At 40.2% G+C, this 25,626-nt stretch carries 23 protein-coding genes and 1 riboswitch; of the genes, 21 read left to right on the plus strand and 2 right to left on the minus strand.

From position 1 onward, the window contains the following. Positions 1-17: 17 nt before the first annotated feature. Together MPH60_RS09145 and MPH60_RS09150 are read left to right on the plus strand one after the other, a co-directional pair. A complete protein-coding gene (locus MPH60_RS09145) occupies positions 18-905 on the plus strand; it encodes a R2-like ligand-binding oxidase (protein WP_241590812.1) in 888 nt (295 codons plus the stop codon). Positions 906-1,030: 125 nt separating this feature from the next. Continuing rightward, the gene (locus tag MPH60_RS09150) at positions 1,031-2,239 is read left to right on the plus strand and encodes an iron-containing alcohol dehydrogenase (protein WP_241590805.1); all 1,209 of its coding nucleotides are present in this window, start codon (positions 1,031-1,033) and stop codon (positions 2,237-2,239) included. Between the two features lie 143 nt (positions 2,240-2,382). On the opposite strand, the gene MPH60_RS09155 is transcribed toward MPH60_RS09150, so the two are convergent. After that, positions 2,383-2,637, minus strand: coding sequence for an alpha/beta-type small acid-soluble spore protein (locus MPH60_RS09155; RefSeq protein WP_241590803.1), 255 nt, complete (start codon positions 2,635-2,637; stop codon positions 2,383-2,385). Positions 2,638-2,866: 229 nt separating this feature from the next. On the opposite strand from MPH60_RS09155, the gene MPH60_RS09160 reads away from it, so the two are divergent. The 8 genes from MPH60_RS09160 (at position 2,867) to MPH60_RS09195 (ending at position 14,524) form a co-directional block, all read left to right on the plus strand. Next, positions 2,867-3,601, plus strand: coding sequence for a YqcI/YcgG family protein (locus tag MPH60_RS09160; RefSeq protein WP_241590802.1), 735 nt, complete (start codon positions 2,867-2,869; stop codon positions 3,599-3,601). A 232-nt stretch (positions 3,602-3,833) separates the two neighbouring features. After that, entirely contained in the window at positions 3,834-4,460 is a 627-nt protein-coding gene (locus tag MPH60_RS09165; RefSeq protein WP_241590800.1) for an FMN-dependent NADH-azoreductase, read from the plus strand. Between the two features lie 95 nt (positions 4,461-4,555). Beyond that, entirely contained in the window at positions 4,556-6,373 is a 1,818-nt protein-coding gene (pepF, locus tag MPH60_RS09170; protein WP_241615816.1) for an oligoendopeptidase F, read from the plus strand. A 232-nt stretch (positions 6,374-6,605) separates the two neighbouring features. Further along, positions 6,606-8,852: an AAA domain-containing protein gene (locus tag MPH60_RS09175; RefSeq protein WP_241590795.1), complete on the plus strand. Its 2,247-nt coding sequence runs from the start codon at positions 6,606-6,608 to the stop codon at positions 8,850-8,852. Between the two features lie 285 nt (positions 8,853-9,137). Continuing rightward, positions 9,138-10,136, plus strand: a complete 999-nt coding sequence (locus MPH60_RS09180; RefSeq protein ID WP_241590794.1) for an LLM class flavin-dependent oxidoreductase — start codon at positions 9,138-9,140, stop codon at positions 10,134-10,136. A 93-nt stretch (positions 10,137-10,229) separates the two neighbouring features. Continuing rightward, positions 10,230-11,252 (plus strand): LLM class flavin-dependent oxidoreductase, encoded by a 1,023-nt coding sequence (locus MPH60_RS09185; RefSeq protein ID WP_241590792.1) that lies wholly within the window; start codon positions 10,230-10,232, stop codon positions 11,250-11,252. 92 nt (positions 11,253-11,344) lie between these two features. Beyond that, positions 11,345-13,093: an aminodeoxychorismate synthase component I gene (gene pabB, locus MPH60_RS09190; RefSeq protein ID WP_241590790.1), complete on the plus strand. Its 1,749-nt coding sequence runs from the start codon at positions 11,345-11,347 to the stop codon at positions 13,091-13,093. Between the two features lie 99 nt (positions 13,094-13,192). Continuing rightward, the gene (locus MPH60_RS09195; RefSeq protein WP_241591044.1) at positions 13,193-14,524 is read left to right on the plus strand and encodes a D-serine ammonia-lyase; all 1,332 of its coding nucleotides are present in this window, start codon (positions 13,193-13,195) and stop codon (positions 14,522-14,524) included. Positions 14,525-14,924: 400 nt separating this feature from the next. Here MPH60_RS09195 and pdxR read toward each other — a convergent pair whose 3' ends face one another. Continuing rightward, a complete protein-coding gene (gene pdxR / locus MPH60_RS09200; protein WP_241590788.1) occupies positions 14,925-16,319 on the minus strand; it encodes a MocR-like pyridoxine biosynthesis transcription factor PdxR in 1,395 nt (464 codons plus the stop codon). Positions 16,320-16,454: 135 nt separating this feature from the next. Here pdxR and pdxS point away from each other — a divergent pair, with 135 nt between their 5' ends. From pdxS to MPH60_RS09255, 11 genes are all read left to right on the plus strand, one after another. Further along, positions 16,455-17,342, plus strand: a complete 888-nt coding sequence (pdxS, locus tag MPH60_RS09205; protein ID WP_076369529.1) for a pyridoxal 5'-phosphate synthase lyase subunit PdxS — start codon at positions 16,455-16,457, stop codon at positions 17,340-17,342. A 1-nt stretch (position 17,343) separates the two neighbouring features. After that, entirely contained in the window at positions 17,344-17,943 is a 600-nt protein-coding gene (pdxT, locus tag MPH60_RS09210) for a pyridoxal 5'-phosphate synthase glutaminase subunit PdxT (protein WP_241591041.1), read from the plus strand. 155 nt (positions 17,944-18,098) lie between these two features. Then, the gene (locus MPH60_RS09215; RefSeq protein ID WP_241590786.1) at positions 18,099-18,845 is read left to right on the plus strand and encodes an SDR family NAD(P)-dependent oxidoreductase; all 747 of its coding nucleotides are present in this window, start codon (positions 18,099-18,101) and stop codon (positions 18,843-18,845) included. A 173-nt stretch (positions 18,846-19,018) separates the two neighbouring features. Continuing rightward, a complete protein-coding gene (locus MPH60_RS09220; protein WP_241590784.1) occupies positions 19,019-19,606 on the plus strand; it encodes a TetR/AcrR family transcriptional regulator in 588 nt (195 codons plus the stop codon). Positions 19,607-19,806: 200 nt separating this feature from the next. Then, complete coding sequence (gene ssuE, locus MPH60_RS09225; protein WP_241590783.1) at positions 19,807-20,340, plus strand: NADPH-dependent FMN reductase; 534 nt, start codon at positions 19,807-19,809, stop codon at positions 20,338-20,340. A 275-nt stretch (positions 20,341-20,615) separates the two neighbouring features. Further along, a riboswitch (SAM riboswitch) is annotated at positions 20,616-20,724 on the plus strand. Between the two features lie 171 nt (positions 20,725-20,895). Further along, on the plus strand, positions 20,896-21,039 hold the full coding sequence (locus MPH60_RS09230) for a YezD family protein (protein WP_072273036.1): 144 nt from the start codon (positions 20,896-20,898) through the stop codon (positions 21,037-21,039). 183 nt (positions 21,040-21,222) lie between these two features. Next, positions 21,223-21,927 carry a phosphoadenylyl-sulfate reductase gene (locus MPH60_RS09235; RefSeq protein WP_387549249.1) on the plus strand — a complete coding sequence of 235 codons (705 nt, stop codon included), beginning with the start codon at positions 21,223-21,225 and terminating at the stop codon, positions 21,925-21,927. Between the two features lie 29 nt (positions 21,928-21,956). Further along, positions 21,957-23,105, plus strand: a complete 1,149-nt coding sequence (gene sat / locus MPH60_RS09240) for a sulfate adenylyltransferase (RefSeq protein ID WP_241590781.1) — start codon at positions 21,957-21,959, stop codon at positions 23,103-23,105. A 42-nt stretch (positions 23,106-23,147) separates the two neighbouring features. Further along, positions 23,148-23,747, plus strand: a complete 600-nt coding sequence (gene cysC, locus MPH60_RS09245) for an adenylyl-sulfate kinase (protein WP_241590779.1) — start codon at positions 23,148-23,150, stop codon at positions 23,745-23,747. 16 nt (positions 23,748-23,763) lie between these two features. Then, positions 23,764-25,389, plus strand: a complete 1,626-nt coding sequence (locus MPH60_RS09250; protein ID WP_241590777.1) for a nitrite/sulfite reductase — start codon at positions 23,764-23,766, stop codon at positions 25,387-25,389. A 20-nt stretch (positions 25,390-25,409) separates the two neighbouring features. Next, positions 25,410-25,625 (plus strand): DUF3906 family protein, encoded by a 216-nt coding sequence (locus tag MPH60_RS09255; RefSeq protein WP_241590775.1) that lies wholly within the window; start codon positions 25,410-25,412, stop codon positions 25,623-25,625. The last annotated feature ends 1 nt before the right edge of the window (position 25,626 follow it).

The following is a 25,626-nucleotide window of genomic DNA, read 5'->3' on the forward strand; positions in this document are numbered from 1 at the left end:
TTCAAGGAGGCATTACTATGAGCAGAAAGAATTTAACGACCACCAGCCGGAGTTTTAGAGAAGATACGCTGCCATTTAAACTTTATCAAAAGGCAAAGAGATTCGGTATATGGAATCCTCGTGACATTGATTTCAGCCAGGATAAAGAAGATTGGAAGTCATTTACTGATATTGAAAGGCAAGTGTTATTACGGATCATTTCCCTTTTTCAGGGCGGCGAAGAAGCGGTGACTTTGGATTTGCTGCCACTCATTATGACGATAGCCAAAGAAGGCAGGATCGAAGAAGAAATGTACTTAACGACATTCCTGTTCGAGGAAGCGAAGCATATGGAGTTCTTTCGTTATACGTTAGATCAGGTTGGCGAAACGGGTGATTTGACAGTTTATCACTCAGACACTTATAAATCGATTTTTTATGAAATATTGCCTGAAGCGATGGAGAAACTTTTATCAGACCAATCCCCTGAAGCATTGGCAGAAGCAGCCACTGTTTATAATATGTTTACCGAGGGTGTTCTTGCAGAAACTGGATATTTTGGTTTTTATCAGACGCTCGAAGCTAATAAAATGATGCCTGGTTTATTAAAAGGCGTGGGTCTTTTGAAGAAGGATGAATCACGTCATATTGCTTATGGGACCTTCTTGCTGCAGCGAATCATCAGTGAACATCCACATATCTTTAAACAGGTTGAAAAGAGGATGGAGGAACTTTCACCTCTGGCGATTGCATTAAATACGGAGGGATATGATCGATTAGGAAATCCATTTGGCAATGACCAACAAGCTATATTGAATTTTACCATGAAACAATTAACGGTGCGGATGGAGATTTTAGCCAGGGCAAAAGGGAAGGGGATTGAAGAAATCTATCAAAGTAACGAAAAGGAATATGGGGTTTTGTAGAATCCGTCACAAGATACAAGCTTACTATTTAGTATATTCGTTAATGAATGGCCATCAGGAACTTTAAGGCAGGTATGAACAATCCTTAACTGTGAATATAGACTAATATATCTGAGGTGATCTGTATGAACGTAAACGCTCATTCGAATTTTTGGTTAAGGACTTCGGTTTACAGCGGCACTAACACTCGTTCACTCATTCCAAACCTTTTCAATGGGCTCGGGGCCAAGAGGATTCTACTCGTAAGTGATGCGGGCTTGGAAAATGCAGGTATCGTTAAAAAAGTTTCCGAAACGTTTAATCAGCAGAAATTAGCTGTCAGAGCTGAAATAGTTGGACAGTTTCTGGGTGTTACACAAGACGCAGCGAGTGAATGTGTAAATGAAGCATTGAAATATGCACGCGAAGTGAATGCTGATGCCATACTTGCCATTGGTGGAGGGAGTGTCATTGATACCGCAAAGGCTTTGAAATTCGCATTATACAAAGGAATTACGGATATTAAAGATGCGGTTCCAAGCGGTTATCTGTATGAGGGCTTTCCAAAAGCCCATTCCATGAATATCCCGCATATTTCGGTTGCCACAACAGCAGGAACCGGTTCTGAAGTATCCCCAATTGCAGTCATATATAATGAACATAAAAAAGTAAAAATGAATATATACAATGTTTTTTTAAGTTCGGATGTTGCCATTCTAGATCCCGAGTTAACAGTCGGACTGCCGTCCGACATTACGGCGTTTACTGGTGCAGATGCATTAACACATGCAATAGAAGCGGCCGTTTCACCTGCGGCGACATCAATTACCGATGCTTATGCATTCCAGGCCATTCGAGTTATTGAAAGAAATTTACCGAGGGCCGTAAAGGACGGAACGAATATTCAGGCCAGAATGGAAATGCTTCATGGAAGCATGATGGGAATCACTGCATTTTGTAGTGCATTGAATGCGATCCCGGTTCATAACTTTGCCCACGCATATGGGGCGTTATTCCGTATTCCACATGGATTGGCCAATGCTGTGTTATTACCGGTCGTCATGGAATCAACCCCGGATTTATATCTTTCAAAGGCCCATTTGATAGCCGAAGCCTTTAGCGTGAAAATCCATGATGAAGATTCGAAAGGGACCTTAGCGAAAGTGGTGGAAAAGCTCCGTGTTTTCCTGTCCGATCTTGGGCTGCCCTCCGACTTTAGCGCATATGGAAACCAATCCGATATGGAAAGAATTCTTAAAGCAGTAAGGACGGATCCAGCAGCCGCAAATTACCCGATGTCGGAGGAATTAATAATGTCAGTAGTTTCAAGAGTATCACCCGTGGGAATTAGTTAATATTAAAAAAGCCAGCCCGTAAAGGTTGGCTTTTTTTACGGTTTAATGCCATCCAACGTGTTAAGTCCCGTATTCTTTCGTTTAGTCAGTTCGTTTCTATATATGCTTTTGAAGGGGAGTACTACCAACCGGGATCGACTCTGTTAATGTTTTTTTCCTAAGTTTTCCTGTGCCATCCTTATAAGTTCCTTGACCATGCCTCCGCCTAATTTCCCGCCTATTTTTCCATTCTGCTTGGATGTCAGTTCACCGTTATAATCATTTTTCAGCGGTACGCCAATTTCCTTTGCCACTTCAAACTTTGCTTCTTCGGGATTCTTTGTACCAGCAACTTTGGCTTTTAAATCATCGAGTCCTTTTCTAGCTTCAGATACTAGGATTTTTCTTCTCCTTGCCATATATAATCACTCCTATTTTTTTCTTAGGTTATCCTAATGTAAAGAAAATGATTAACAAGCAGATCGTATGTTTTTTAATTGAATACCGATGAACCTGGAGGAAGTCATAAACTCTTTAATAAGGAAGTAATTATACAGAGTGCACCTGATTGAGCTGCATGCGCTCCTAAGAAGTTTTAGTTTATTTAAAGCGGGTAACATATAATAAAACGATTTAAGGAGAAAAATGATGCTGACTGCTAATTCATGTTTGTTAACAAAAGAAGATATGACAAATCCCGATCGAGTGCCGCAATGGCTAATTAAGGAATATCAAACATTCCATAATACAGTGACCGATAAAACCTTTCCTTGTTATTTTGGTATGAAAGCTGAAAATAAAGGGGAACTTCGTTATGCTTATATCACACAGAAAGATTGGTCCAATCTCCCAAAAGCAGTGGAAAGCTTTCTTGATTTATTTCAGGAACCGCCATATATCAGGCACGGCCTTTTCGTCTTTATGGAGCCTGAATCAATAGAGGGTGATATAGAATTTTACCGTAAAAGGTTTTGGGATATCCTGCAATACCTGCATAAAGCGGATAAAAAACCTTGGCCAATTGAAAAGCCGAAAGACCCTGAGCATTATTTATGGGACTATCATTTTGCAGGGGAACCAATCTTTGTCTTTGGTAATGCACCTGCTTATAAACAGCGTAAAACGCGTGATTTAGGAAATAGCCTTGTACTTGGATTCCAACCCCGGATGATCTTTGAAGGCTTGGAAGGAACGGAAAAAGGCGGAATCATGTCGCGTGAAAAGGTTCGTGAACGAGTGGAGAAATGGGATAACCTTCCTAAACATCCGGATATCAGTCATTTTGGAGATGTAGATCATAATGAATGGAAACAATTTTTCATAGGGGATGATATAGAACCGATAAAAGGTAAGTGCCCCTTCCATCATAAAGATTTAACTTAACCGAGGGCATATTGCTCTCGGTTTTTTTTTTGCGTACTGCTGGAAGGCGCCGGGATAAAAAATACAGGGCGTGCAAATTCACGAAATGTAAATTGAAAACAAAAAACATATTTCTTGCCTTATTAGATTTTCAGTTTTATAATGTGAAAGTAGCAATTGCAGTTAATTCGAGATATATGGATTAAATGCTATTTTTAAAAAACATAATAAATTAACAATTGGGGGAACCAAAATGTCTAAAGTATTATTTGTTAAATCAAATGACCGTCCAGCGGATCAAGCAATCAGTGTCAAAATGTATGAAACGTTTTTGAACACTTATAAGGAAGCAAATAGTAACGATGAAATAACTGAATTAGATTTATTTAAACTGAACTTACCTTACTACGGAAATACAGCGATTACTGCCCTATATAAACGCAACCAAGGCATGGAATTGACTGAAGAAGAAGTGGAAATTGCCGATATCGTGCAACAATACTTGAATCAATTCCTTGCTGCCGACAAAGTGGTATTTGCCTTCCCGCTTTGGAACGCAACTGTTCCAGCACCCTTGGTAACTTATATTTCTTATCTTGCTCAAGCGGGAACAACATTCAAATATACAGCTGAAGGCCCAGTCGGCTTAGCTGGAGGTAAAAAAGTGGCTTTACTTAATGCTCGCGGATCTGATTATGCATTGCCTGGAATGGATGCTGGCGAAATGGCAGAAAAATATGTAACGATGAATTTAAACTTATGGGGCATAACAAACCCAGAAACTGTTGTAATTGAAGGACATAATCAATACCCAGATCGCTCACAGGATATCGTTGCAGAAGGATTGACAAAAGTTGCTGAAACTGCAGCAAAATTCTAATTATTAAAGGAAAACCAGTATGTATTTTTAGCATACTGGTTTTTCTATGCAGATTTTTCTGAAAGTCGATTATAATAAAAGAGTAAGCTATAAGCATGAAAGGAAGTGCAGATAATTTGCAAACGTTTAAATCGCGTGACGAAATAAAAATAGAAGAAACATGGAACTTAAAGGATATTTACGATGATCAAACTAGCTGGGAAAAGGATTATCAAGAAGTCCTGAAGATGACAGAAAAATTAAAAACTTATGATGGTCAGATTCAGTCAGCTCAAGATTTGTTCGATTATTTACGATTAAGTGAGGAACTTGGGTACATTTATAACAAGCTATATGTATTTGCCATGCTGCAAGCGGATTTGGATACACGGGTAACCTCATCACAAGCATTGCTGGATCGGGCTGGAAAGTTAGGACAAAAAATCAGTAATGCTTCTGCATTTTTCATGCCGTTTCTTTTGAGCCTGGAAGAACCCACATTAAAAGGGTACATAAATGAAATCGAGGGTTTGAAATATTTTGAGGAGGATCTGCTGGATTCCTTCCGCTATAAAGCCCATGTGTTAACAAAAGAACAAGAAGAGGTGCTTTCCCAAGTAGGCGAAGCCTTTTCAGCACCACAAAAAACGTTCGGGATGATCAACAATGCTGATATAAAATTTGGGGAAGTTACGAATGAAGACGGCGAGAGGGTAGAGCTGACGCGGGGAATGTATTCCAAATTGATTGAAGATGATGATCGCGATAAAAGAAAAGAGGCATATTTCGCCTATTATCAGCCATACGTACAATTGAAGAATACAATCGCTTCCACGCTTTCCACAGCAATCAAGAATAATGTGAATCTTTCAAAACTAAGAAATTATCCTTCAGCCTTGGAAAAATCTCTATTTGGAGATCAAGTTCCAAAAGAGGTTTATGATAATTTGATTATGTCTACTAAGCAAAATATCGGACCTATGCATAAATATATTCATTTAAGAAAAAAATTGCTGGGTGTAGAAGAATTGCGTGCCTATGATTTAAGCGTGCCATTAGTCGAAGGCGCTAAAGAGGAGATTTCTTACGATGATGGTTTTTCTTTGATGGTTGAAGCACTGAAGCCTCTTGGCGAAGAGTACATCACAATCCTGAAAACCTTTAAGGAAAAAAGATATATCGACGTCAGGGAAACACCTGGAAAACGGTCAGGTGCTTACAATTTAGGACTTTATGGTGTTCATCCTTTCATTTTATTAAATCACCGTGATGATTTAGACAGTGTCTTTACACTTGCCCATGAATCTGGACATGGAATGCATTCATACTATAGTTCAAAATATCAACCGCAAATAAGTGCCGGATATTCGATTTTTGTCGCTGAAGTTGCTTCCACTGTGAATGAAATCCTTTTGATTCGCCATTTAATTAAGACTACAAAAGACGTGCAGAAGAAAAAACACTTACTTAACCATTTCATCGATAGTTTTAAAGGAACATTCTTCACGCAGGTGATGTTTGCGGAGTTCGAAAAGATTGTACATGAAAAGGCTGAAAATGATGAACCTCTAAATGCCGAAGTTTTTAATACAGCCTATGAATCGATATTTCGTGCTTATAATGGAGATGAAATAATTTTCGATGAAGAAGTGAAGTATGGCTGGTCGCGAATCCCGCACTTTTATCGTCCATTTTATGTCTACAAATATGCTACTGGTTACGTTTCAGCCATCACTATCGCTGATAAGATCCTCTCTGGGGACCAAAAAACACTTGAAAGTTATTTGACCTTCTTGAAAAGCGGGAGTTCCGATTTCCCATTGGAGCTGCTTAAGAAAACAGGCGTAGATTTAACTAAATCTGATCCAATCGAAAACGCAATGAAGATTTTCAGCGATCTTGTCGACCAATTCACTGAGTTGACAGAAGGCTAATCTAAACCATTTCTTCCAAAAGAGCCCATGGTATGTGTGTTTAAAAAATGCTATAGTTAAAACATTGGCGTAGGAGAGGCCCAATCTATTGATTGGGCCTTATTTTATATGCTTAAGAAACAGGTATTGCGCGAAATAAGTCTTGGTAACAGCGTTATTTTCTACTTCGGAGCCTAGCCAATGGGCCAGTTTCTTTGTACTTCAATGGCATATTTTGTGAGGAAAGTGAAAAATGAATACGACAGTTAATTATATAAAAGAATGGCAGCAGGCGCTTCAACTTGAAATCCTGCATTTGAAAAAATATGGCAGCACAAAATACCTGGTTTCGAACGGCCATCTGCTTACAGGTGACGAAACTTTTAACTATTATTTCGAAACAGGTTCATCGATAAAAATCCCGGTCGGTTCCCTCGTTCGGCTCGAATGGGGAGGGATTAAGCAGGAGGGAAGAATCCTCTCATCGGAAGGGAAAAGCATAATCATTGTTTTTGATCGCTCGCTAGGCGATATGATCGATGAAGCCTTTTTATACCACGACCCCTGGGAATTGCTGGAGCAATTGATCATCCGCTTGGATGAAATCAAGAGAAGCAAAAGGAAAAGGCTTCGGATCAAGCGCCTGATGGATCCGTCCATGCCGCAAAAACATCCTTTAATTGATAAACAAAGCAGCGTGAAAGAATTATATGCCCGTTCGAAATTCAATCCTGTCACTTTTGTTTGGGGACCACCTGGAACAGGAAAAACCTATACATTGGCTCGTACAGTAGCCAATCATTATTTACAGGATAAAAAAGTTCTGGTTTTGTCCCATAGCAACCAGGCTGTCGACGTTTTGATGGCTGAAATTTCGTCTTTCATTAAAAAGAAAGATCGTTTCAAAGAAGGCGATGTGCTTCGCTATGGATCTCAAATCGGTGAATCACTAGCCATTCATGATGATATTGTTACAGGGCAATTATTAGGTAAACATGAACCGTCATTAATTAAAGAAAAAGAAGAGCTTGGCGAAGAGAAACGTCTGTTAAAGCATGACTTGGCAGGGTCCTTCAGTATAAGGGATACAGATCAATTAATTGAGATAGAGAAAAAGCTGGCCAAAGTCTTGGAGAAAATCCGCCAAAAAGAGATTCAATTCGTAAAAGAAGCAAAAGTCATCGGAACGACCTTGGCTAAAGCCGCAAATGATGAAACGGTTTATCAAAAGGAGTATGATCTGGTCATTTTGGACGAAGCGAGTATGGCTTACGTACCTCAGGTGGCTTTTGCTGCAGCGTTAGCCAAGCATATTATCGTTTGTGGTGATTTCAAACAATTGCCACCCATTGCTTCGGCTCGTGATTCCCTGGTGAAGCTTTGGCTAAAGGAAGACATTTTTCATCGGGCTGGTGTCGCCCAGTCTGTTGAAGAAGGAGAACTTCATCCCCATTTATTCCTATTAAAGGAACAGCGCCGCATGCATCCGGATATTTCAGCATTTACTAATCGTGTCGTCTATAACAATTTTGTTGGCGATCATAAAAGTGTTGCGACCAGCAGGGAGGGAATCATGCTGGCCGAACCATTTGCCAATAAGGCAGCGGCACTGCTCGATACTAGCTTAGCAGGGGAATATTGCATCACTGAACGTACATCCCACTCGAGAATGAATATATGGCAATTGCTTTTATCTTTTCAACTGATTCATGAAGCTTATGTGGGCGGGGCAAGGTCAATCGGTTATGTTGCCCCATATCGTGCCCAGGCAGATTTAATGGAAAAACTATTGGATGACTTATATGACAAAGAACGGCAAACGGCGGATATCATCGCTGCAACGGTACATCGTTTCCAAGGAAGTGAACGGGAGATGATGATTTTTGACACAGTTGATAGTTATCCGCAAAACAGGGCTGGAATGTTATTGACAGGGAGAGAAAGTGAAAGGCTCATTAACGTGGCCATAACAAGGACAAAGGGTAAGTTCGTACATGTATGTGACACTTCATTTGTTAACAAACACGTTTATCGCAGCAAAACACTTCGTCAGCTTGTCGATCATCAAATTCAAAATGATCAGATTGTATCAAAGAAAGACATTGGAAAATGGGTAAAACATCAGCACCCGAGATTACAATGGATGCATGCCCGTAAATTGGGAGACTTTCAGGAAGATATGGTATCAACAAAACAAGAGATGGTTTTCGCTGTTCCGGATCTGAGCAGTTTGTCAGAAGAATGGCAGCAATATTTAATGAAACGAAACCCTGCAGTGAAATTGACGATCATTTCAGCAAAAAGAAACCTTGATATCCACTCTGATCAATTTATTTGTTCACCAGTTTCCTTTTCGTTTATCATCTTGGATAAACGAGTTGTCTGGCTAGGTTTACCCGTAGAGTCCAATAATCGGGTCCAGCCTCCATATATAGCGGCTCGTTTGGATTCAAAAATCATGGCAGATGAATTACTGTATCAATTCAAAAAAAGTGAATAGCTCGGAAAAGGCCCTTAATAAGGGCCTTTCTTCATATACATATATATACTTAAATAGACCTCGATAGAATAAAGATAAAACTCCTTGATCTTCCTGCCATCATTATATATTAAAGTAAACACCTCGCTAGAATATATAATGAATCCATACTCTCCAATTTGAATTCAACTCCTTATATTTTTTGTTAAAGGCAGCAAACTAAAATAACAAAGCAAGCGTTTCAGGCGACTTTCGAATAGTTATGATTTACTATTAAGTAACGAAAGACAAGAAGGGGGGAATAAAATGAAACTGGCTATATTAGATCAATCCCCAATTGCATCCGGACAATCTGCACAAGAAGCATTACAGGCCTCACTGCAACTTGCTCAAGAAGGCGATAGGCTTGGTTATAGCAGAATCTGGTTTACTGAACATCATGATCTGCCGGGATTGGCCTGTTCCGTTCCTGAGGTGTTGATCAGCTATATTGCTGCGCAAACCAAAAAGATCCGGATTGGATCTGGGGCAGTGCTGCTTCCGCATTATAAGCCATATCGGATAGCGGAGACTTATAATATGCTTGCGACCCTTTTTCCAGGCAGGATTGATTTGGGGCTGGGACGTGCTCCTGGTGGATCTGCCGAAGCTACGATGGCCTTATCCGATAATTTTCTTCAGAATGTTTACAAAATGCCAGAACTAGTTCAAGAACTGTTGAATTTTCTTAGAGATGAATTTCCGAAAGGACATCCCTTTTCAAAAATTTCTGCTGCTCCTATCCCAAAGGTATCTCCTGAACCATGGATATTGGGAACAAGCGGGAAAAGCGCAAAACTTGCCGCTGAGAACGGTACTGCATACGCATTTGGTGAATTTATGAGTGAAAATGATGGAGTGCAGAGTTTTCAGCAATACCGTGTTAACTTCCAATCGAAAGGTTTACTTAAAGCTCCTAAAACTATCGTTACGGTTGCTGCCATATGCGCGGAAACCGAGGAACTTGCAAAGGAAATCGCTCTTAGCAACACCCTATGGAAAATTCAAAGTGGACAAGGTGGAAGTAGGCGGGTTCCAAGCATAGAAGAGGTAAGGAATCATGTTTGGACTGAAAAAGAAAAAGCACTCATGGAAACCATGCATGAAAAATTGATTTTTGGTACCCCTTCACAAGTGAAGAATCGTCTTTTGGAGATTGAGGAGAAATATTTAGCAGATGAAATCATGCTGATAACCATCACTCATAAGTTGGAGGATAGGCTTAATTCGTTTCGTTTGATTGCCAGGGAAATTCTTAACAGTTAATCCCTTCGAGCATTTTGTGTGCATTTTGTGTGCATTTTCTATATGATGGCTTTGCGTCCAATTTATCATAATTGAAAGAAAGAAGATGAAGATATGAATGCTGATCAACATGCAAAAAAACTTAGCGACATTTCTTTTTCCGTTCTGGACCTGGCTTCTATTGTTGAGGGTGGTACAGTTTCGGGAGCTTTTAAAAATACAGTAGATTTAGCAAAGCATGTGGAGCAATGGAATTATAACCGTTTCTGGGTTGCAGAACACCATAGCATGCCAGGGATTGCAAGCTCTGCAACGTCAGTGCTCATAGGCTATGTGGCAGGAAAGACGAAAAGAATTCGCGTCGGTTCTGGTGGCATAATGCTGCCGAATCATGCCCCGCTCGTTATCGCAGAACAATTTGGTACATTGGAAGCAATGTATCCTGGTAGAATAGATTTGGGACTTGGGAGAGCTCCGGGAAGCGACCAATATACAGCCATGGCACTTAGGGGTGATGTACGCAATAACGGTCAGGATTTCCCTGAACAATTGGCGCAGCTCCGCAGTTATTTGGATGCGGATTCCAAACATAATCGTGTTCGTGCCATCCCTGGCGAAGGACAGGACATTCCGATTTGGCTGCTTGGTTCAAGTGGCTTCAGTGCAGCATTATCAGCTCAGCTGGGATTGCCATTTTCATTTGCAAGCCATTTTTCCCCTGAAAATACTCAACCTGCTTTAGCTCGTTACCGCAATAATTTCCAACCATCCGACGTTCTCGATAAACCATATGTCATGGTTGGTATTAATGTATTTGCAGCTGATACGACGGAAGAAGCGCAAAGGATTGCTACATCTTATCAACAGCAATTCTTGAATTTGATCCGTAATACACCAGGACAACTTGCTCCTCCAGTTGATACGATGGAAGGCCTTTGGACAGAATATGAAAAGGCCATTGTCCTGAAACAACTTAATGCCTCCATTATAGGAAATCCGGAAGAGGTAAAAGAGCAGTTGCAGACCTTTTTAGATGAAACCCAGGCGGATGAAATGATTATAAACTCTGCCATTTATGATCAGGATGCACGCCTTCGTTCTTATGAAATCATTGCAGAGGTTACTGGGATGAAATAAGTGTCAAAGAATGAGCTTGCAGATTCCGTGTCTGCAAGCTTTTTTGTAAAATACATACCGATTTACTTCATAAACAAAGTTAGGAGAGAAGAATGAAACGAGAAGATCCTTTATCCTTAATATTTCACTTCACAGATAAACAAGGTGACAGCAGGCCTTTATATTTTACGAACCCGAAAAAAGTGTTCACCGCCCATTCAATTGAGGATGTCATTCCTCAATTTCAAAAAGTCCAGGAGGCGATCGAACAGGGGCATTATGCAGCGGGATACGTTTCCTATGAAGCGGCACCTGCTTTTGAAAAATCTTTTAAAGTAAAAGATGGAGCCAAAATGCCGTTATTATGGTTCGGGATTTTTGATAAACCGGAAGAAGAATTACCTGAAAAAATGTCAGGAGCTTTTAATTTGGCAGAATGGCAATCAGAAACGGATTCACACACCTATCATTCCGGGTTTAAAAGGATAAAATCGGAAATCGAGAAAGGCAATACGTATCAGGTCAATTACACGATGCGTTTACAATCCAAGTTCGAAGGAGATGACTTCGCTTTCTTTGATCGCTTGAAGAGAGCTCAACGCTCGAACTATAGTGCATATTTGAATGTGGGGACACATCGAATCCTATCGGCTTCACCCGAGTTGTTTTTCCGTTGGGAAGATGGTCAGCTGATTACTCGGCCAATGAAGGGAACGGTGAAGCGGGGAACAACACTGGAAACGGATCAGCTTAATGCAGACTGGTTGGCAGCCTCGGAAAAGAATCAAGCTGAAAACTACATGATTGTGGACCTGCTCAGAAATGATTTGGGAATGATTGCAGAATCAGGAAGCGTCAAGGTACCACAGCTTAAGGCGATTGAAAAATATCCGACCGTTTGGCAAATGACATCCACGATTACCGCCGATACGAATCCAGGAACCACAATCATTGATATATTCAGGGCTCTCTTTCCTTGTGGATCGATAACAGGGGCACCTAAAATTAAAACGATGGAGATCATCGCTGATATCGAGAATTCACCACGTGAAGTTTATTGCGGTGCAATCGGGTTCATCACCCCTGAATCCGAAGCAGTCTTTAATGTTCCGATTCGTACCGTCGTGATCGATAACGAAACTGGGAAAGCCGAGTATGGGGTAGGCGGGGGAATCACTTGGGATTCCGAGCTATCGGAAGAATATGACGAAGCGTTTTTAAAAGCCAAATTATTGACGGTGGAAAGGCCTGCTTACAAACTATTGGAATCGATGAAGCTCAACGATGGCGAATATTATTTGTTGACTGATCATATCGATCGGATGAAACAATCCGCTGATTACTTCGATTACCGGTTCTCTGAATTGAATCTTAGAGAACAACTTCAAAAGTATGCGGATATGAATCAAGGGACGTTACAAAAGGTAAGGGTATTACTTCATGAAAATGGTGAAATTGAAGTCTCCGGACAAGAAATCAAGCCCCTTGATACAGAATTTACGGCTATCTTGGCTGAAACTCCAATATCAAGTACAAATCCATTTCTATTTCATAAGACCACCAATCGTGATGTATATGAAGGCTTTCAAATGAATAATCCTGACTTCCATGATGTTCTGCTTTGGAATGAAGAAGGATTCATCACTGAATTCACGAACGGAAATGTAGTAGTAAAGATAAATGGTGACCACTATACGCCTCCGGTGGAATCAGGTCTGCTTGCTGGAACATTTCGTCAAGACTTGATCAGGAAGAAGGAAATCAAGGAAAAACCGATTTCAAAGGCTGACCTTAATAACGCTGAGGAAATATGGTTTATTAATAGTGTGCGTGGGAAATTAAAAGTGAATTTAACTTTCTAGCTGATTATTCGTAAAAAAGTGAAAATGGTAATCTTTATTGCAGTTTGTTGAGTTATAGTAGAAATGAAAACTACATATCCGGGAGGGACTGCTGTGGAGATGCATAAAATCGCTGGTTTATCGATCATGGATTGGAAAGCGAAAGATCCTATACTTAATAATGTGATAAAGATGAACGAAGTCTTCTGGACGAATCCAGATTTCGGTAACAAACAAGAAAACCCAATCGTCCAAGCTGAACAAGTTAAATCTGCTGAGGAAAGATTAAATAGATTTGCCAATTATATAATTAAAGCTTTTCCAGAAACCGAACCAATGGAGGGAATCATTGAATCACCACTAGTCGAGATTCCTTCCATGCAAAAAAACTTGGAAAAATCCTATGGAACTAAAATGGCTGGGAAACTTTTGCTGAAATGTGACAGTCATTTACCAATATCAGGTTCAATCAAGGCTCGCGGAGGTATTTATGAGGTCTTAAAACGTGCTGAGGAAATAGCAATGAAGCATGGTCGTTTAAAGCGGACTGATAATTATGGAATACTTGCGAGTGATGAATACAAAGAGCTTTTTTCAAAATATTCGATTGCTGTCGGTTCAACCGGCAATTTAGGAATGAGTATTGGAATAATAAGCGCTAAGTTGGGATTCAAAGTAACGGTCCATATGTCGGCAGATGCCAAACAGTGGAAAAAGGATAAATTAACAAGTCTTGGGGTCATTGTAAAGGAATATGATGATGATTATAGTAAAGCTGTAGAAGAAGGCCGTAATGAAGCATCACTTGATCCCGATTGCCATTTTATTGATGATGAAAATTCAATGGATCTACTGCTAGGTTATGCGACAGCTGCAACGCGCCTGAAGAAACAACTGAAAGATATGTCCATACCAGTAGACGAAGATCACCCTTTGTTTGTGTACTTGCCATGCGGAGTCGGCGGAGGGCCCGGTGGTATTACATATGGGCTCAAGTTAGCCTTTGAAGATGATGTACATTGTTTTTTTGCAGAGCCGACACATTCACCATGCATGACGCTCGGATTGATGACAGGCCTTCATGACAAAATCTCGGTGCAGGACTTTGGCATCGATAATAAGACGGAAGCGGATGGTCTTGCTGTCGGAAGGCCTTCAGCATTGGTTTCCCGTATGATGACGACGATGTTAAGCGGCAGCTATACCATAGAGGATAATAGGTTATTCGATCTGCTCAGGGGAATGGCAGAGACGGAAGGTCATTATTTAGAGCCATCTGCCCTCGCCGGAGCATTGGGTCCGATACAACTTTTTAGAGCCCCAGAAGGAAAGAAATATCTCTTGGACCAAAAACTGGCGGATAAAATGAACCAGTCCACACATATCATCTGGGCGACCGGCGGGAGCATGGTACCAAAGGTTATGATGGAACAGTATTTATCTAAAAGCTAAAAAATGTTCACTAGAGTTAATTTATCAGACTGCAGGCAAACTCGAAGAAAAGCGAGTTTGCCTGCAGTCTTTTTCAGCCGAAGCAGTTATTCGACCTACACCGCACTTTATTCGACCGTTCACGCCGTTTATTCGACCTACACCACACTTAATTCGACCGTTCACGCCGTTTATTCGATCTACACCGCATTATTCGGACCCCGAGCATTATTTTGCGGCCCTTATATCGAAACCGTTCTTTGTGCTAACTTCCTGCCAAGCCTCCTCACAGCAAGCATTTAGCCGGGTTCTCGGCTAGCCAGTCATTCGGAATAATGAAGGGAAACCCTGATAAGTCGATTCCGAACTCCATTTTATCGACAACTTAAAGAAGTTCACTTTCGTGAACTTCTTTTTTTCTTTATATTCCCCATGAGTTTAATAAAAGGTGAATGGCTTTTTCCAATTCGGATTCAGGGATACCTGCAAAGCCCAATATGATTTTTGGAGGATGTTCGTCAATTTTTTCGATCGAATATGTCGATAAGCCATAAATTTTAATATGATTTTCGTTTGCCTTTTGAATAAGTGTCTGTTCATCCATGCCATTCTTAACGTCGAGGATGATATGCAATCCTGACCGCTCACCAACGATTTTTATTTGTTGATGGGGTTTAAACAGCTCGATCACTTTATCCAACTTACGCCGGTACACCTTCCTCATCCGATTCAAATGCTTTTCAAAATCCCCTTCCTTCATGAACTGTGTCAACACATGCTGATCAATCCGAGAAACGGTTGAATGGTAAAAAGATAATTCCTGTTGATGCATTTGTAACAATGGAGCGGGAAGAACCATATAACTGATCCGAATTGATGGCATCAATGATTTGGAAAATGACCCTAAATAAATCACCTTATCTCCAGCATCCATACTTTGTAAGGAAGGGATTGTTTTTCCACTATAACGAAATTCACTATCATAATCGTCTTCGATAATATAGCGGTTTGCTGCCCCTTGAGCCCAGTTCAACAATCGAGTCCGTCTGTTAACCGATAGGATTGTCCCATTGGGGAAGTGATGTGAGGGAGTGACATACACGACGTCGATGTTTGAATCTTCAATTTGGTTCACCTTTACGCCTTCTTCATCAATTTGCAGTGGATGGACTTCATTTGGGTAGCTGCGTAAAATCCGATGAATCAAGTGATACCCAGGATCTTCAACACCATAGATGGCATTTTTATCGAAAAGAAGGACAAGCTGCTGCAATAATATTTCCATTCCTGCACCAATGATGATTTGTTCGGGAACACATTGTACACCACGTGCATGATACAAATAATGGGCAATTTCACATCGCAATTCATATTCCCCTTGAGAATCCCCAAGTAAAAGAAGATCTTGATGTGCTTTATCGATTTTGCTTTTCGTGTATTTTCTCCATTTTTCAAATGGGAAGTGTTCCGTATCAATTTGGCTAGGATGAAAATGATACAGCACTTCCCTCTCTTTATGAATATTTTGCTCTAAGGAAACTTGGTTAGTTTGTGTATACTCTAAATCCTCGAATGTTTGAATATAGTACCCTTTTCTTGGTATGACTTCAACATATCCTTCAGCAGTCAATTGTTCATATGCAGTCTCGACAGTATTTTGACTTAATTGAAGGAACTCTGCCAATTTCCGTTTGGAAGGCAGTTTTGTGCCGTAAAGAAGACGGCCATCAATGATTTCTTTTTTAATATATGAATATAATTGTTCGTACAAAGGTACTTCACTTAACCGATTTAAATCGCAAGAAAGCATATTCATTTTGTTTCCACCTTTTTTAAGAGTTTTTGCTGACCCCATTAAACTTATTAAAACTGACACTTTCAATGCGGTCAACTCTTTTTTATACTAAGTCTAACAAATCTAAAAAATGCAAATATTAGGAGGAAAAGAAAAATGGAAAAATTATTAGGAACTGACACAGTAAAAAGAGGAATGGCACAAATGCAAAAGGGTGGCGTAATCATGGACGTCATTAACGCAGAACAAGCAAAAATCGCAGAAGCATCGGGTGCTGTCGCTGTCATGGCGTTGGAAAGGGTACCTTCTGACATCCGTGCGGCTGGCGGTGTAGCTAGAATGGCAGATCCGCGAATTGTCGAGGAAGTAATGAATGCAGTGTCCATCCCGGTCATGGCGAAAGCACGGATTGGCCATATTGTTGAATCAAGGGTCCTGGAATCCATGGGAGTGGATTATATCGATGAAAGTGAAGTGCTGACTCCTGCTGATGAAGAATACCATATTCTAAAAAGTGATTTCACCGTACCTTTCGTTTGTGGCTGCCGTGATTTAGGCGAAGCTGCACGCCGTATTGGCGAAGGAGCATCAATGCTTCGTACAAAAGGAGAACCAGGAACGGGTAATATAGTGGAAGCTGTGCGTCATATGAGGAAGGTACAGTCACAAATTCGTAAAGTGAGCATCATGAGTGATGATGAATTAATGACAGAGGCCAAAAACATTGGAGCCCCTTATGAAATTTTAAGAGAAATCAAACGCACAGGTAAATTGCCTGTAGTCAACTTTGCAGCCGGCGGAATTGCCACTCCAGCAGATGCGGCATTGATGATGGAATTGGGAGCAGATGGCGTTTTCGTTGGGTCTGGTATTTTTAAATCTGAAAATCCAGAAAAATTCGCATCGGCAATCGTTCAAGCTACTACATATTTCACCGATTATGAATTGATTGGCCGGTTGTCCAAAGAGTTAGGCAGTGCAATGAAAGGAATTGATATTTCCAAACTAGCTCCGGCAGAACGGATGCAGGAACGTGGATGGTAATATGATAACTATTGGTGTTTTGGGATTACAGGGAGCAGTTGAAGAACACTTGAATCAAATCAAAGCTGCCGGTGAACAAGCAATTATAGTAAAAAAACCGGAGCAGTTGCTGGAAATCGATGGCTTGATCATTCCAGGCGGAGAAAGCACGACGATGAGGAAGCTAATGGATCGTTATGGATTTATGGAACCGGTCAAAACTTTCTTCGCAGATAAAAAACCAATTTTCGGTACATGTGCAGGGATGGTATTGGCGGCCAATGAATTGACTGGCGATGAGAAGGCCTATCTCGGACTAATGGACATTTCCGTGAAAAGGAACGGATTTGGACGTCAAAAGGATAGTTTCGAGGCTGAACTATCAATCAAAGGAATGGAAACCCCTTATAAGGCAGTTTTCATCCGGGCGCCATTTGCTGATGGAATTGGAGAAGGTGTAGAAGTATTGGCTGTTTATGAAGAGAATGTAGTGGCTGCGAGACAAGACCATGTCCTCGTTAGTGCGTTTCATCCAGAATTAACAGGTGATGATCGTTTTATGCAGCTTTTCATTGAAATGGTGAAGACATCCATAGGTAAGGCCGAATTGAAAACCTGTTAAACAAGTAAAGCTGTCCTATTAATAGGACAGCTTTACTTTTGAAAGCTCAAAAGTCTATAAAAATACAAATTGCTTGAATTACATATTCCTTACTTTTATAATAAAAAAGTAAGTAAATACTTACTATATTTTTTAGTGTTGAAAGGGGAATGTATATGTCTGCAAGAGTTGCAGTTATTACAGGAGGAGCAAGCGGTATTGGCCGAGCCGCATGCTTGAAATTCGCAGCAAAAGGGGACAAGGTCGTTGTTGCGGATTTTAATGAAGAAATGGGACAGGAAACCGTTGAACAGATAACAGCAGATGGCGGAGAGGCCATTTTTGTTAAAACGGATGTTTCTAAACAGGAAGATGTTGAATCCTTAATCAACAAAACAGTGGAAACATTCGGAAGGATCGATATCATGTTTAATAATGCCGGCATCGGTGCAGGCGGTATGATCCTCGATCAAGATATGGAGGGTTATTTCAAAACGATTGGAGTGAACCAGCATGGAGTTGCCTTTGGTATCATGGCAGCAGGACGGAAAATGAAGGAGTTAGGTAACAAGGGTGTCATTATTAATACCGCTTCTGTGTTCGGTTACTTAGCTTCCCACGGAACCTTTGCCTATCAGGCAACTAAAGGAGCTGTAAGAATGATGACACAGACAGCTGCTTTGGAATTAGGTGCTTATGGCATACGGGTAGTGGGCATTGCTCCAGGCGGGGTTGACACTCCTATCATTCAAGGCTATAAAGATATGGGAATCATCGATAAATTGAATGCAAGTCAAATGCGCGGTAAATTAATTAAGCCAGAAGCCGTTGCAAATGCCGTCTATCTATTATCGTTAGAGGAAGCGGATGCGATCAATGGAAGTGTAGTCATGGTCGATGATGGCTATGCAGCTTTTAAATGATTTTCACTAAAAGAAAACATCGTCCCAATCAGACGATGTTTTCTATTTATGATATATGGGAATATTGGATTCTAATGAATCAAAGGTAATATTGACCGATTGATACCATCGGGATATCATGGAAAATAGATTGGTGACACTGGTCTTATCATTATAAAAGAAGGTTGATATTTTTGAAAAAAGGGCAGCAAACGAAAGAACGAATCATAAGTGTAGCCCGGACTCTTTTTGCCACTAAAGGTTTTGACATGACAAGAACGAATGAAATTGCCTCTGCTTGCAATGTTTCCGAAGCTACTATTTACAAATACTTTGACAGCAAAAAAGATTTACTATTGGCTACCATTACCCCTGATGAGAAAGAGGAATCTGAAGAGGGCACTAGCCATCTATCTACGGATGATCTAGTGGAGAATCATGTTTGTACCATGATAAATAAAATTCTTGATAATAAAGAACAGTTTTCGATACTATTCAGGGAAACACAATTCGATCAAGATATTTCGAAGCAATATGTAGATCAGATCTTTAAGCCGAATGCCAGGCATATTGAAATACAGAAGAGAATAGATAGTGGTGAGATACAATATATCTCTGATATTATCCTATTTAATGTAGGGATCATTTCTTTCACATTGGCATTATCTACACATTATGAGATCCATCAGCAGAAAAAGGAGCCATATTTTACTTCTGAACGAATTAAGAGCATTGCTCAACTTTTGGTATATGGCATTCATGGAAAACAAAAACATACATAATGAAACGGTCATATTGAAGGGCATGAGCATCAAGCCGCAAATATGACCGTTTTATTTTCCTTCAGATCCGATGGAGTAAACTTGTGAATTCTTTAAACCAGAGTGTAAGATTTGACTTATATTTTTCAGACTATTACGATAAAAGCATACTGTACGAAGATTTTATCTGGAAATCATGTAATATTGGAGGGGTATATTAAATGAGTGATATCGTAATTTTATCAGGAAGTCCGGCTATTCCGTCCAGAACGGACATCTCACTAAAACATATTCAATCATTAGTCGAAAACGAAGGATTTACCACAGCTTATTACTCAATTACGGATTTCTCAGCAGATGATTTATTTCAAGGCAAATATAACAGTGAAGATATCTTAAAGCTTTCAGAGAGAATTCAAGCAGCTAGAGGAATCATTATTGGTTCACCGGTTTATAAGGCTTCTTATACAGGTGTATTGAAGGCCTTGATTGATTTGCTGCCAGAAGGTGCTTTTAAGGGCAAGCCAGTACTGCCAATCATGATTGGCGGAAGTAACAGGCATCTATTGGCGATTGACTACGCACTTAAACCATTAATTTCAATTTTAAAAGGCGAGCCGCTGCAGGGCATTTATTTTGTTGATAAAGAAATAGATAAACAGAATTCAGAAAACCCGATTAATGATTTGCATTTAATTGATCGGGTCCAGAGTCAAGTTCAAGAATTTATAGAAGCGATACAGTTAAGAAATTAATGAATTCTCCCTTCTATAAAAAGGGCTGGAATTCGAAAAATTATTATTTTAAATGATGACAGGCGCCAATAATAGGCTTGTTAATGAAAATAGACTCATTTTTTTGGAGTTTTTATCTAAAAAGACGAGTCTATTTTCGTATTTACATGAACATAAAATCATAATTGGAATAGTGTGTATAAAAATAACAGTTCATCCATAATATTAAACCAAGTTATTTTATAAGAAAACTCCATTGACAAGGATTAAATATATGTTAATATTTAAAATAATAAAACTTATCCAGAGCGACGGAGGGAATTGGCCCTTTGAAGTCCAGCAACCTGCATGATCGATGCAAGGTGCTACCTCCAACAAAATGTTGATCATTTTGGAAGATAAGGTAAAGATATTTACCTTGGGATCTTTCCATCATGGAAAGATTTTTGTTTTTTTGGAAAGTTGTAGGCAAACCATAACAATGTAAGGTTGTTTGGAATTATATAAATCTAAGAAATTCATTTAATCAGCGGTGAAAATAAGAAATTCGCGGATTTTCTTAAAGGAGGAACAGGCTTGGATAAAGAGAATCAGCTTGAAGAAATATTTGAACGACTTCAAGAAATGCTTAATTCTATGAAATATGGATCCATTACACTTATTGTCCAGGATGGTAAAATCATTCAAATGGAAAGAAATGAAAAATTAAGAATTAAATAAGGTATCTGCTGACTAGAAAAACTAGAGGCGGGTTTAACTGATATAAAGAGAGTATTGGTTAGATTCGTCTCTTTTTTTCCTAGAGTCAAACAAACTGGAGAAGATTACAACGGGTAGTGATCAATAGTTACTCTAACCTGGTACAGCAAGTTTTTAGAGGGGGCTACAAAGTTGGCTGCATTAATAAACTATGAAAATTTCAACACTGGGGATTTCCCTGTATTTCCCGAAGACAGTGAGACAAAAGGTGCTTTGGAAGTTCTGCAATGGGCGAATGACCATTATGGAAACGAACTGATTTATGCTTGCAGTTTTGGCATTGAAGGCATCGTGCTTACGGATTTATTGGCGAAGGTCAATCCTTCTGCCAAAATAGTTTTCCTTGATACAGATGTTCATTTTGAGGAAACTTATCAATTGATCGAGCAAGTGAAAAAGCGATATCCAAAGCTTTCGATCGAAATGAAGAAACCAGCCTTGACGCTTGAGGAACAAGCAGCTGAATATGGGGATGAATTATGGGTTAGAGATTCCAATAAGTGCTGTAACATCCGTAAAATCATTCCGCTTACCGATGTGCTTTCAACGGCAACAGCATGGCTTTCGGGATTGCGGAGGGAGCAATCCGAAACAAGGGCTTTGACCGAGTATATCAATAAGGATAATAAGTTCAAATCAGTTAAAATATGTCCACTCATACATTGGACATGGAAAGATGTATGGCGTTACGCCCACAAAAACGGACTTCCATATAATATCCTGCATGATAATGGATATCCGAGCATTGGATGTAAAACATGTACTGCACCAGCCTTCAATGCAGATGATTTACGCTCAGGCCGTTGGCAAGGAGCTCAAAAAACGGAATGCGGATTGCATTTATCTTAAATAAATAGAAACCATAGGGGGAAATTAGCATGACAATCAGTTTACCGCACGGAGGAACATTAATCGATCTTTGGGAACCAAATTATGATATTAGTAAAATAACAAAGTCAATCGAAATCGATGAAATTGCTTTAAGTGATCTTGAATTGATAGGCACTGGTGCCTACAGTCCGATTAATGGATTCTTTACAAAAAGTGACTATGAGACAGTGGTCAAGGATATGAGGCTTAGCAGCGGTCATGTATGGAGCATCCCGATTACGCTGCCTTTGACCGAAGAAATTGCAGAAACCCTTACTATAGGTGAAGAAGTAACCTTGACTCATGATGGTGAAACATACGGGGTTCTCTCCGTTTCCGATATTTATACTCCAGATAAGCAATTGGAAGCGACATTAGTTTATCAAACGGATGATGAGAAGCACCCTGGAGTGAAAAATTTATATAACCGCGGTGATGTATATGCCGGCGGGGAAATAAAGTTGATCAAGAGAATAGAGCGTCCGCAGTTTCAAGCTCATTATTTGGACCCAGTCGAGACAAGGAAAGCTTTTGCTGAAAAAGGCTGGGAAACGGTTGTCGGCTTCCAAACGAGGAACCCTGTTCACCGTGCACATGAATACATTCAAAAAACAGCATTGGAGATTGTCGACGGCTTATTCTTAAATCCTCTCGTAGGTGCCACTAAATCCGATGACATTCCGGCAGATGTAAGAATGGAAAGCTATAAAGTGCTTCTTGAAAAATATTATCCTAAGGACCGCGTCTCCCTTGCAGTTTTCCCCGCTGCCATGCGTTATGCAGGACCTAGAGAAGCCATTTTCCATGCGATGGTCCGTAAAAATTATGGCTGCACCCATTTTATCGTCGGACGTGATCATGCGGGTGTGGGCGATTATTATGGCACATATGATGCTCAAAAAATCTTTGGGAATTTCAACGCCGATGAGTTAGGGATCACGCTATTATTCTTTGAACATAGTTTTTACTGTAAAGCATGTGGCAATATGGCTTCCGCCAAAACTTGTCCGCATGGCAAGGAAGACCATGTCATCCTGTCTGGAACGAAGGTAAGGGAAATGCTGCGAAATGGAGAAATTCCTCCAGCTACCTTTAGCCGTAAAGAAGTCATCGAAGTGTTGATCGAAGGTCTAAAAAAGAATGAAGTTTATAACTGATAGGACATAAATTGAAGGATCACAAGAAGAGGGGGATTATTAATGAGTAAAAGTACGAATGTCACTTGGCATGAAACGTCATTGACCAAGGAGCTCCGCCGGAAGCAGAATGGCCATGAAAGCACAGTTCTATGGTTCACGGGTCTCTCGGGCTCCGGAAAATCAACGATTGCGAACGCAGTCGCTAAAGAGTTATATAATCGGAATATTCGAAGTTATGTTTTGGATGGGGATAATATCCGTCATGGTTTGAATAAAGATTTAGGTTTTTCTGAAGAGGATCGAACCGAGAATATTAGGCGGATCGGTGAGGTTTCCAAGTTATTCGTGGATAGTGGGCAGTTCGTATTGACCGCCTTCATATCACCTTTCAGGGCAGATCGGCAGATTGTCCGTGATTTACTCGAAGAAGGGGAGTTTATCGAAGTATACATAAAGTGTCCGATCGAAGAGTGCGAAGTGCGTGATCCAAAAGGTCTTTATGACAAGGCGCGTAAGGGAATCATTAAAGATTTTACAGGAATCGACTCTCCATACGAAGAACCTGAACAACCGGAAATCATTTTAGAATCCGACAAATACAGCATTGAAGAGTGCGTTGAACAGGTAATCGGTTATTTGACAGCAAAGAAAGCGATTTAATCAAGGAGGACATATAATGGTTTACGAGAAATTTTGGTCGGAAAATCCACTAATCGCTAAAAATAAAACCGAAGTCTGGAAATTGGAAAAAGACGGCTTGAAGATATTTGATGATATTCCACATTACGCAGCAAATGGTTTTGAGTCCATCCCTAAAGAAAATTGGGATATGTTCAAGTGGGCAGGTCTCTACCTGCAACGGCCAAAAGAAGCTGGTTATTGGATGATGCGTGTCGTTATTCCAGGCGGTATCCTGACTTATGATCAACAAATAACGCTAGCAAACATCGCTAAAGATTACGGGAGGGGCGTATATGACATTACAACCCGTCAGGCCATTCAATTCCATTGGCTGACCATTGAACAAGTCCCGGATATCTTAAATCGTTTGGAAAAGGTTGGAATGACTACGGCTGGTGCTTGTGGTGATATCACACGCAATATCATCGGAAATGCACTGGCAGGCATCGATCCAGACGAACTTTTCGATACACGCGAAGTCCTTTATGATGTATTTGAGTATTTCCGCCTTAACGAAGACTATTCGAACCTTCCGAGGAAATATAAAATGTCCATAAGTGCTAATATCCATAATGCTTCAAATGCTGAAATCAACTGTGTTTCATTCAATCCAGCAACAAAAGTAATTGATGGAGTAAAGGTAGCTGGTTTTCACGTAAAAGTAGGCGGTGGGCTATCCTCCGTTCCAATGCTGGCAGAGGAACTTGATTTATTCATTTCACCTGAAAAAACAGTCGAAGTAGCGGCCGCCATCACGACGATATTCCGTGACTTCGGGTACCGTGAAAAGCGTCATCGCTCACGATTGAAATTCCTTGTCGCTGATTGGGGTCCTGAACAATTCAAGGAAAAATTGCTGGAATACACCGGTCCGCTTCCTGAAAAGGGTGAAAGTGCGGTGAAGGGATGGAATGCAGGTTATTTCTATGGCATCCATAAACAAAAGCAGCATGGTCTGAACTATGTTGGAGTCAATATACCCGTTGGGCGTCTAAATCCAGACGAAGTGATCGAGTTTGCCGAACTTGCGAAAAAATATGGAAATGGTGAAATCCGCAACTGTAATTCTCAAAATCTAATCATTCCAAATGTACCGGATGCAAAACTTGAGGAATTAAAACAGGAATCCATCTTTGAAAGATTTCCATATCACCCAAAAAAATTCATTGGTTATTCCGTTTCTTGTACAGGCATCGAGTATTGCAACCTGGCACTCGTTGAAACAAAAGACCGCATGAGGACCATTTCTGAATCATTGGACAAGGAAATAGATCTCGATGTTCCTGTAAGGATGCATATGGTCGGTTGTCCAAATAATTGCGGTCAAAGAGCCATCGCCGAAATTGGGCTGCAAGGCATAAAAATGAAAAACCAGGACAAAAAGATGGTCGAGGCTTTTGAAATATACGTCGGTGGAACGCTGAATGAGGGCGGGAAGTTCAATGAAAAACTTAAAGGAAAAGTGGAAGCTGAAAAGCTCTATCATGTTCTGAAAGAACTGATCCTATTTTTCAAAGAAACGAAACTTCTATCGGAAACCTTTCTTGATTTTGTGGAAAGGGTAGGGATATCCGAGTTACAAAGTAAGCTTGATGATATATTAACGGAAGTGGCCGTTTAATAGGGGAAGGTAAGCAATCCATGAATCTATACCGTTTTGAAGTCATTATCAAGGAAGAACCTATCCATGTCATCATTGTTGCCGATTCAGATGAAAAGGCGTTTGAACTTGTTGATATCGAGCTGGAAAAGCATTATTTGAAAATGCCTGAAGTGGATGACATCTCATTATACGAAAAAAAGAAAATTAAAAATGGAGCAGGTTTCGTTTTATCGAAATTCGAAACAATTCTCTAAG

The organism is Peribacillus sp. Aquil_B1 (genome assembly GCF_022603275.1).
GTDB lineage: Bacteria > Bacillota > Bacilli > Bacillales > DSM-1321 > Peribacillus.